8 protein-coding genes and 1 pseudogene are annotated in these 8,838 nt (G+C 45.1%); 5 read left to right on the top strand and 4 right to left on the bottom strand.

Annotated features, from left to right (window positions below; genetic code table 11):
* Positions 1-498, bottom strand: a pseudogene (locus ACJ751_RS18425) (3-deoxy-8-phosphooctulonate synthase); the annotation flags it as partial.
* Positions 499-833: 335 nt separating this feature from the next.
* On the opposite strand from ACJ751_RS18425, the gene ACJ751_RS18430 reads away from it, so the two are divergent.
* Positions 834-1,781: an NAD-dependent epimerase/dehydratase family protein gene (locus ACJ751_RS18430; protein ID WP_407746988.1), complete on the top strand. Its 948-nt coding sequence runs from the start codon at positions 834-836 to the stop codon at positions 1,779-1,781.
* 120 nt (positions 1,782-1,901) lie between these two features.
* Complete coding sequence (locus tag ACJ751_RS18435; RefSeq protein WP_407746989.1) at positions 1,902-3,128, top strand: peroxiredoxin family protein; 1,227 nt, start codon at positions 1,902-1,904, stop codon at positions 3,126-3,128.
* A gap of 116 nt (positions 3,129-3,244) precedes the next feature.
* Here ACJ751_RS18435 and ACJ751_RS18440 read toward each other — a convergent pair whose 3' ends face one another.
* Together ACJ751_RS18440 and ACJ751_RS18445 are read right to left on the bottom strand one after the other, a co-directional pair.
* On the bottom strand, positions 3,245-3,994 hold the full coding sequence (locus ACJ751_RS18440) for a DUF1080 domain-containing protein (RefSeq protein WP_407746990.1): 750 nt from the start codon (positions 3,992-3,994) through the stop codon (positions 3,245-3,247).
* A gap of 310 nt (positions 3,995-4,304) precedes the next feature.
* A complete protein-coding gene (locus ACJ751_RS18445; protein ID WP_407746991.1) occupies positions 4,305-4,580 on the bottom strand; it encodes an acylphosphatase in 276 nt (91 codons plus the stop codon).
* A gap of 202 nt (positions 4,581-4,782) precedes the next feature.
* Between ACJ751_RS18445 and ACJ751_RS18450 the strand changes: the two genes are divergently transcribed.
* Positions 4,783-5,430, top strand: a complete 648-nt coding sequence (locus tag ACJ751_RS18450; RefSeq protein WP_407746992.1) for a hypothetical protein — start codon at positions 4,783-4,785, stop codon at positions 5,428-5,430.
* A 183-nt stretch (positions 5,431-5,613) separates the two neighbouring features.
* On the opposite strand, the gene ACJ751_RS18455 is transcribed toward ACJ751_RS18450, so the two are convergent.
* Positions 5,614-6,090: an OsmC family protein gene (locus ACJ751_RS18455; RefSeq protein ID WP_407746993.1), complete on the bottom strand. Its 477-nt coding sequence runs from the start codon at positions 6,088-6,090 to the stop codon at positions 5,614-5,616.
* 477 nt (positions 6,091-6,567) lie between these two features.
* Here ACJ751_RS18455 and hisG point away from each other — a divergent pair, with 477 nt between their 5' ends.
* Together hisG and hisD are read left to right on the top strand one after the other, a co-directional pair.
* The gene (gene hisG, locus ACJ751_RS18460; RefSeq protein WP_407746994.1) at positions 6,568-7,422 is read left to right on the top strand and encodes an ATP phosphoribosyltransferase; all 855 of its coding nucleotides are present in this window, start codon (positions 6,568-6,570) and stop codon (positions 7,420-7,422) included.
* Between the two features lie 43 nt (positions 7,423-7,465).
* Entirely contained in the window at positions 7,466-8,737 is a 1,272-nt protein-coding gene (gene hisD, locus ACJ751_RS18465; protein ID WP_407746995.1) for a histidinol dehydrogenase, read from the top strand.
* Positions 8,738-8,838: the final 101 nt, after the last annotated feature.

Genomic DNA, 8,838 nt, shown 5'->3' on the forward strand with positions numbered 1-8,838 from the left:
ATTACCGGCTTTTACAATTTTTTCAACTGCAAACTTCATGGAAGGGCCACTTACAAACTGTCCCTTTTTTACATTCACAATTTTACCGGTTTCGGCGGCGGCTATCAACAGATCGGTTTGCCGGCACAGGAAGGCAGGTATTTGTAAAATATCGGCATATTTCGCAGCCATGGCCGCTTCATCGTGCCCATGAATATCAGTAGTAACAGGTACTTTATAGGCTTTCCCCGTTTTTTGTAACAATTGCAGCCCGGTTTCATCCCCCACGCCGGTAAAGGAGGAGGCGCTGGTACGATTGGCTTTACGGTAAGAAGCTTTAAATATGTATGGAATACCCAGGTTTCGGCAAATGGTAGAAACCTTATCCCCTACTTCCATCAACAGTTCTTCACTTTCCACCACACAGGGGCCGGCAATCAGAAAAAAGTTAGTGCTATCGTATTGTTGTCCCGAAAAAAGGTTGGTCAGCATATTTTTCATGGCGCAAAGGTAATTCATAGTTCTGAGTTCCCTTTCAGTGACGCTGATTAAGCCTTTCTATATATATGCATAATTCATTATACAAACATAATTTGTCCATAATTCACCCATTGATCCTCCATGCTGTAATGGAGGATCAATGGAAGATGAATGGAGAATGAATGAAGGAACAAACAACCCATCTATAGTTCATGAAGTAGGCATTGACCAGGCAAAAGCAAACAGGCAATGACCATTTATTATCACTGAAGGCAATCAGTCTATTGATTATCAATAGTGTATATCCAAATTTGCGCATCTGGCCTTTTGTTCTTTCTTTTGCGGTTATTACAAAAACTAACAGTTGTTTCTTAATGATTAGAGAAAGAATACTAGTAATTGGCGCATCGGGCCAAATTGGTGTTGAACTAACCCTGGCCCTGCGTAAGATCTATGGCAATAACAACGTGATTGCCTCAGATCTGCGGGAAGAAAACGATCTCCTGAAAGGTACCGGCCCTTACGTTAGCATAGATGTTATGAACAAGGAAATGCTGCACGTACAGGTTATCAGGCAGAACATTACCCAGATCTATTTGCTGGCAGCCATTCTTTCGGCAACCGGTGAAAAAAATCCCAACCTGGCCTGGCACCTGAACATGCAGGGACTGCTGAATGTGCTGGATATTGCCCGTGAAGAAAAGATCTACAAAGTATACTGGCCAAGCAGTATTGCGGTTTTCGGTCCTACTTCGCCCAAACAAAACTGTCCGCAGCAAACCATCATTGAGCCTTCTACGGTTTATGGTATCAGCAAGTATGCCGGTGAGTTCTGGTGCAATTACTATTACCAGCGTTATCATGTAGATGTGCGCAGCATTCGTTACCCGGGTTTGATCTCTTATAAATCTGCACCGGGCGGTGGCACTACTGATTATGCAGTTGAAATTTATCACGAAGCACTGGAAGAAAAGAAATATACCTGCTTCCTGAGAGAAGACACTTATCTGCCCATGATGTATATGCCGGATGCCATTAGAGCTACCATTGAATTAATGGAAGCGCCCGTTGCCAACATCTCCGTCCGCACTTCGTACAATGTATCGGCCATGAGTTTCTCGCCCAAAGAGATCAGCGCCGCCATTAAAAATTATATTCCTGAATTCAACATCAGCTACGAACCCGACTACCGGCAATCTATCGCCGACAGCTGGCCGCAAAGTATTGATGATACGGTAGCCCGCAACGACTGGGGCTGGCAACCTGAATACGATCTGAATAAAATGACGAAGGATATGCTGGAAAACCTTCGCCAGCAATAATTAATTGGTACGTATAAATGTCCATGTCCCGGCTTTTCGTCGGGACATGTTTTTTATTTGGATTTTATTAACTGGTAATGCATTAAACTTGCAACAGTTAAATTTGTTTTGATAAGTATTATGAAAAAGATTCCCTGGATGATCGGCTTTATTACCGCTCTTACGCTAAATGCCGCAGCCATTGCTCCCCTGCCCGCCGGCTGGTGGCGCGCCTCCCTACAACGGGCTGATGGCCACACTATTGATTTCAATGTAGCCATGCAATATAAAAATGGCAAACCGGTATGGTTCATCCGTAATGCCACAGAAAAGATCCAGATAACAGCGATTGAACAAAAACAGGATTCCATCCTGGTGCAAATGCCATTGTTTGAATCGGAATTCAGGTTACAACAGGTAAACAACCATACCTTACGGGGAGTGTGGATCAAGGGCACTTCCACTGTAATGCAGGTGATGCCGGTAACATTCGTATATAACCAATCCCAACGATACCCGCAGGCCAAACAAACAAAACAGAAAATTACCGGCCGCTGGGGCGCTACTTTTATCGATAAAAAACCCTATCCTGCTGTAGTTGAGTTCAAACAGAACGGCACGGCGTTAACCGGCACTGTATTAACACCAACGGGTGATTATCGTTACCTGGAAGGCGCTGTAAGCAACGATACGTTACACCTGAGTACTTTCGATGGCAGTCATGCGTATTATTTCAGGGCTACTATCAAAAACGATTCTATATTAGCCGATGGTGAATATTTTTCCGGCGCTACTTCCATTGAAAAGTGGACGGCCTGGAGAGATGAAAAAGCAATAGTTCCCGATACGTTGTCGGCTGTATATATGAAACGCGGTGAGGACCGTTTGTACTTCCGTTTTCCTGACCTCGACAGTAACTTTGTTTCTATGAGCGATCCGCGTTTCCGTAATAAAGTAGTGATCGTTCAGCTCATGGGTTCCTGGTGCCCCAATTGTATGGATGAAACCGCTTTCTTAAGTGAGTACTACAACAACAATAAACAACGGGGTATTGAAATGGTAGCGCTGGCCTATGAAAACAGTACCGATTTTCACCGCTCACAAAAAAGCCTGCGCAGGTTTCAGCAACGGTTCAATATTACCTATCCAATGCTGATCACAGGTGTACGCGCGGCGGATTCATTGCGCACAGAAAAAACATTACCGGAGATAACGAAGATAAAAATGTTGCCCACCGCTTTGTTCTTTGGCCGTGATGGCACCGTGAAAAGAATACATACCGGCTTTTATGGACCCGGTACGGGGGAACATTATGAAGCTTTTAAGAAGGAGTTCTATGCTATAATGGATGAGTTGTTGAAACAATAGGTTATTCCAATTGGCAATAGATAATTGGCAAATTGAAAATATTAATAAAAAACCGTCCGGGTTACTTACCTGGACGGTTTTTTATTGCCCATTGTTTATTGCAAATTGCCTGTTGATTACAACGGACGTATCCAGATATTTCTATAGCTGATAGGATTGTTATGGTCCTGCAACACCAGCGGTTCTTTATCGCCATGTTTTTCATAGGTAGCAACACCGATGTATTGAGTACTGCCCCATAGGTGGGCATCGTTTTGCACCAGTACGCCGTTATGTAACACGGTTATACGTGCCTGCGATTTCACATTGCCATCTTCATTAAAACGGGGAGCGGTAAAGATCACGTCGTAAGTCTGCCATTCACCGGGACCTCTGCTGGCATTTACCAGGGGTGGCAATTGTTTATAAATGCTACCGGCCTGCCCGTTGCTGTAAGTTCTGTTCTTATACGAATCAAGCACCTGCAACTCATACCGGCCCATAAAAAAGATCCCACTGTTACCGCGGGCCTGGCTTTCGCCTTTTACTTCAGCGGGCGTTCTCCATTCAATATGCAGCTGACAATCGCCAAAGCCCTGTTTGGTATGAATTTCACCAGTGCCGGGCGCTACGGTCAGGATGCCATTTTCTACTTTCCATTTGGCCGCGCTGTTATCTTTAGCGGCCCAGGCATCGGTATTTTGTCCGCCAAAAAGAATGATGGCATCAGAAGGCGGATCGGCACTTGTTTTACCGGGTGTGACCACTTTTACTTCAGGTTCCCAATATTCGGTTAATTTAGGATCGCCTTGCCGCGGGGCCTGTTGTGCCTGTAAGGCATATACGCAAAGAAGAAGCATACAGCTAAACAAGAATCGTTGCACCATTGGTTTAGTTTTTTGAAATGGGAAGTTAATGAAAACTCGTGAGTGGTGAATCGTCAATGGTCAATCGTGAAAGGCAATCGGGCCTCTCCCCGGCTCCCTCCAGTGGAGGGGGAGAAATACAGCCTCGCGCTATTACTCAACCTGATAATTTTTCAAGCTTCCTACTTCCAACTTCTTACATCTTATTTCAGACTTCCTTTATCAACTCTATTAACCTTATCAACCCTATCAACCTCCAACTTTCTTCCTCTGAAGCCTCTTTTTTCCTCGTTAACTTGTCAACAAGTTAATTGATCAACTCGTCAACTGGTCAACTTCTCTCAATCACAAATCCCATAAAAACTTGTGGTACCGCAGTCTCAACATTAACTGATGAAACTTTTGCATGCGGCGGCCCCTGTTTACACCAGTGTACCAGTTCATCGAGCTGATTGGCGGTACCAGAAGCCAGTATATGCACATTGCCATTGGGCAGGTTCTTCACTATACCTGAAATACCTAGCTCCAGGGCTTTTTCTTTGGCGCTTTGCCGGTAATACACCCCCTGCACCAACCCACTTACGGTAATTGAAATGGTTTGTTCCATAATCTGAAAGTTAGCCAATAATGACAGATCTGAGGTGTTGGCTACAATAAACAGGCCACATATTACAATGATTATCAGTATAAACACACCTGGTTTTCAATCCTCAATACGACATTCATGATATAAAAGCGACAAGAACGTCCACACTACTAGAGACACTGATAAATTTTGCTATTTTTAAGCTCACAAAGAAAGGATCCTTATGCCCCTTCGTAATGTGATAAGATCCATTATCCTGATTGTAGCTTTTTCGTTCATCCTGGCCTGGTTAGGACAATACATCCTGTATCACTATAATATAGCTGAAGCAGTCTGTTTTTCCAGCGACTGTCCGGCAACAACGAAATCTACGATCATAGGCTCGTTATTCCTGGTCCTTTTATTCAGTGCGGTCTACCTGGTATTTATCAATCCCGATCTGGCCAACATCCGGTGTATGGAAGTAACCGTTTTGCTGAGCTGTCTTACTGTGAACTTAATTTATTTCGAAAGTACCAATGCCTATCTCACCCTGATCCCCTACAATGTGATAAGCGTATATTTTTATTACCAGGTTAAAAAGCTGTTGAACAAACCATTTGAGTTGTATCCCTTCGTGATGCAGGAGTTCTTTTTAATGCTGTTGCTGCTTTGCAACTATATATACCTCGATGAATTGTTTGTTACCAAAAACCTGGATAGAGACACTATCATGTATACAGGGGAAGAAAAAATGCTGGGACGCATCTTCGATTTCCTTGTGTGGTCGATCTTCATTCTGCACGCGCTATACATTTTCTTCAAGCTGGTGCTAAAGAAAACTATTCTGCGTTCTATATCGTACAACTATCACAAAGACCCGTTGCCTTAATTCAGCGGAAGGCTGAAAGCGGAAGGCGGAAAGCTGAAGGTAAGATCAGGTTTCCGCTATTGACAGACTGCCTCGCCCGCCGAAGCTTTAGCGTAGGAGCGCCCTTTGCCTTGCCCGCCGTCCGCGTGTCGCTGAAGCTTTAGCGGAGGCGCAAGCTTTAGCGTAGGAGGGCCCTTTGCCTTTTCAAACATGTTCGGCAATCTTATAAATGGGTTTATGATGAACCGGGAAATTGCAGGACCTGGCGATAAAACATAATCCATTCGCCTTTTCATGCAGGGCATCGGCCTTTTCAACCATTTCCTCACTGGCTACTGTAATTACGGGATAAAGCGTTACTTCGGTAAAATGGCCGCCACCGTCAGCAGTTTCTTCCATGGTGCCCGCAGCATCATCCATATAATCCAGCACCACTACGCCGGCGGCAGAACACAAATGCAAAAACCATAACATATGGCAGGAGGATAAAGACGCTACCAATAATTCTTCAGGATTATACCGGGTATTATCGCCCCTGAAAGCAGGATCGGAGGAACCCGGGATCACCGGTTTTTGCCCGGCTACAATAGTATGATCCCTGTCGTACGAAGAATAGGACGAGGTGCCATTACCCCGGTTGCCCGTCCAGGTAATGTTAACTTTGTAATGATGTGCCTTCATAAATGCAAGTTAAGTTATTGACTGGGATATATGGGATATAGGGATGTTTGAGATGAATGTCCGGGATGCGTGGGATGCTTAGAAGGTGTGGGACTGGTTATGGGTTTGCACCGGGAAAACCAGGCCATAAAAAGCAGCAAGAGCAGAATGGCAAATCGTTGGATGGGTGATCGGTTTGGCATTAGCAATGTTTAAGGATCCCAATTCGCTTCCTGTAAGTTACACATTATTAAACGGATGCGTCAAAAATTATTTTGCAGAGGTGTGCATAACCCGGTTTTCTTCAAAATAAATTTTGCTGAAACCGGGTAAGTAGTATTTTTGCGGCTCGATTATGACAATACTCACTCACATCCATCATCATCATACTTACCCCAGCAGGTAGGCCGATGGTGCTTTGTGTAGTGCCAGAATATTAGAAGGGCTTACCGCATGGTAAGCCCTTTTTATTTTTACTAAAAAAACAACGACATTCCAATGAAACTTCGGATCGCCATTCAAAAATCGGGTCGCCTGTATGAAGACTCCGTTCAACTGCTAAAAGAATGCGGTATTGACCTTCGTAATGTAAAAGACCGGTTAAAAACAGAAGCCGATAATTTCCCCCTGGAAATTTTCTTTTTGCGCGACGACGATATTCCGCAATATGTTGAAGATGGCGTGGCCGATATTGGCATTGTAGGAGAAAACGTGCTATACGAAAAGAACAAACAAGCAGCCATCGTTGAAAAACTGGGTTTTGGCAAGTGCCGGCTTTCAGTGGCCATTCCACGCATTCAGCAATATGAAGGCGTACAATCCTTACAGGGCAAACGTATTGCCACCAGCTATCCCTTCCTCGTAAATGAATTCCTCGCAAAAAATAATGTACAGGCCGAGATCCATGAGATCAGCGGGTCAGTTGAAATTGCCCCTGGTATTGGCCTGGCCGATGTAGTGGCCGACCTCGTAAGCAGCGGTTCTACCCTGCTCATGAATGGACTTAAAGAAGTGGAAGTGTTGTTGCAATCGCAAGCCGTGCTGATCCGAAATAACAACCTGAATGCCGAACAACAAAAGCTGATCGATAAACTGGTGTTCCGCATTCGCGCCGTAAAAAAAGCCAAACACAACAAATACATTTTGTTGAACGCCCCTAACAACAAATTACAGGAGATCATTTCCCTGTTGCCCGGTATGAAGAGCCCAACCGTATTGCCCCTGGCCGAAACAGGCTGGAGCAGCGTGCACAGCGTGCTCAGTGAAGATACTTTCTGGGACATTATTGAACAACTGAAAGCCGCAGGCGCCGAGGGTATACTGGTGGTGCCGATAGAAAAAATGATTATTTAAGGCACAAGGTTCAAGAATCAAGGCACAAGAAAAACAATACAAGATGCAAATTTATCAATCTCCAAAGCGTAGTGACTGGAAGGCATTGTTACAGCGGCCGGTAATGAATACGACCGCGTTGGAAGGCTCGGTAAAAAATATTCTGCAGGAAGTAAAACAACAGGGCGACGCTGCGGTAAAAAAATTCACGCAGCAGTTTGATAAAGCTGCCATCGATACCATGATGGTAAGTGAAGAAGAATTCAACACGGCGCAGGAATTGCTCGACGCCAAACTGAAAGCAGCGATCCTTTCTGCCAAAGTAAATATTGAAACCTTTCATAAAACACAGCTCACTGCACCGGAGGTAATTGAAACCATGCCTGGTGTACAATGCTGGCGCAAAAGCGTTGGTATTGAAAAAGTGGGTCTGTATATTCCTGGTGGTACGGCGCCCCTGTTCTCTACCATCCTGATGTTGGGCGTTCCGGCCAAACTCGCCGGTTGTAAAGAGATCATTCTGTGTTCACCACCCGATACCAATGGTCAACTGAATCCTGCCATTTTATTTGCAGCCAAAGCAGTAGGCATTACCAACGTATTTAAGGTTGGTGGCGTACAGGCCATCGGCGCTATGGCCTATGGTACGGAAACCATTCCGGCCGTTTCAAAAATATTCGGACCCGGTAATCAATATGTAACCTGCGCCAAACAACTGGTGCAACAGGATGGACTGGCCATCGATATGCCGGCAGGCCCCAGTGAAGTAGCGGTGTATGCCGATGAATCGGCCAATGCAGCCTTTGTTGCTGCTGACCTCTTGAGCCAGGCAGAACATGGCAGCGACAGCCAGGTGGTACTGGTTAGTTGTTCGCAAACGGTGATCAACAGCATCGAGCAGGAGATCAACCAACAGGTGGAGGCATTGCCCAGAAAAGACATTGCCTTAAAAGCACTGGCCAACAGCAAGCTCATCCTGGTGAACAACGAAGCGGAAGCCATTGACATGTTGAATGAATATGCGCCTGAACATTTAATCATCAGTTGTAACAACCCCATGCCCATAGCCGAACAGATCATCAATGCCGGCTCTGTGTTCCTGGGTCATTATTCACCCGAAAGTGTGGGCGATTATGCCAGCGGCACCAACCACACCCTGCCTACCAATGGTTATGCCAAGGCCTACAGTGGGGTAAGTGTCGATAGCTTTGTAAAGAAGATCACCTTTCAACGATTAACCCGGGAAGGTTTACAAAACATCAGCAAAACGGTGATCGCCATGGCCGAAGCGGAAGGATTACAAGCCCATGCCAATGCAGTAAAGGTGAGACTTTAGCTTTCGCGAATCCTTTTACGTTTCATCCCGGCTGAGCGGGACCGTTTCACGATAATATCAACAATATGACATTCGACCTAAATAATCTACTAAGAGAAAAT

It is taken from the genome of Niastella sp. (assembly GCF_045805085.1).
Classification (GTDB): Bacteria; Bacteroidota; Bacteroidia; order Chitinophagales; family Chitinophagaceae; genus Niastella.

Bases quoted from the DNA above. Each gene is read 5' to 3' on its own strand.
- ACJ751_RS18445 (WP_407746991.1), bottom strand. From the start codon at position 4,580: ATGGAACAAACCATTTCAATTACCGTAAGTGGGTTGGTGCAGGGGGTG.
- ACJ751_RS18435 (WP_407746989.1), top strand. From the start codon at position 1,902: ATGAAAAAGATTCCCTGGATGATCGGCTTTATTACCGCTCTTACGCTA.
- hisG (WP_407746994.1), top strand. From the start codon at position 6,568: ATGAAACTTCGGATCGCCATTCAAAAATCGGGTCGCCTGTATGAAGAC.
- ACJ751_RS18440 (WP_407746990.1), bottom strand. From the start codon at position 3,994: ATGGTGCAACGATTCTTGTTTAGCTGTATGCTTCTTCTTTGCGTATAT.
- ACJ751_RS18450 (WP_407746992.1), top strand. From the start codon at position 4,783: ATGCCCCTTCGTAATGTGATAAGATCCATTATCCTGATTGTAGCTTTT.
- ACJ751_RS18455 (WP_407746993.1), bottom strand. From the start codon at position 6,090: ATGAAGGCACATCATTACAAAGTTAACATTACCTGGACGGGCAACCGG.
- hisD (WP_407746995.1), top strand. From the start codon at position 7,466: ATGCAAATTTATCAATCTCCAAAGCGTAGTGACTGGAAGGCATTGTTA.
- ACJ751_RS18430 (WP_407746988.1), top strand. From the start codon at position 834: ATGATTAGAGAAAGAATACTAGTAATTGGCGCATCGGGCCAAATTGGT.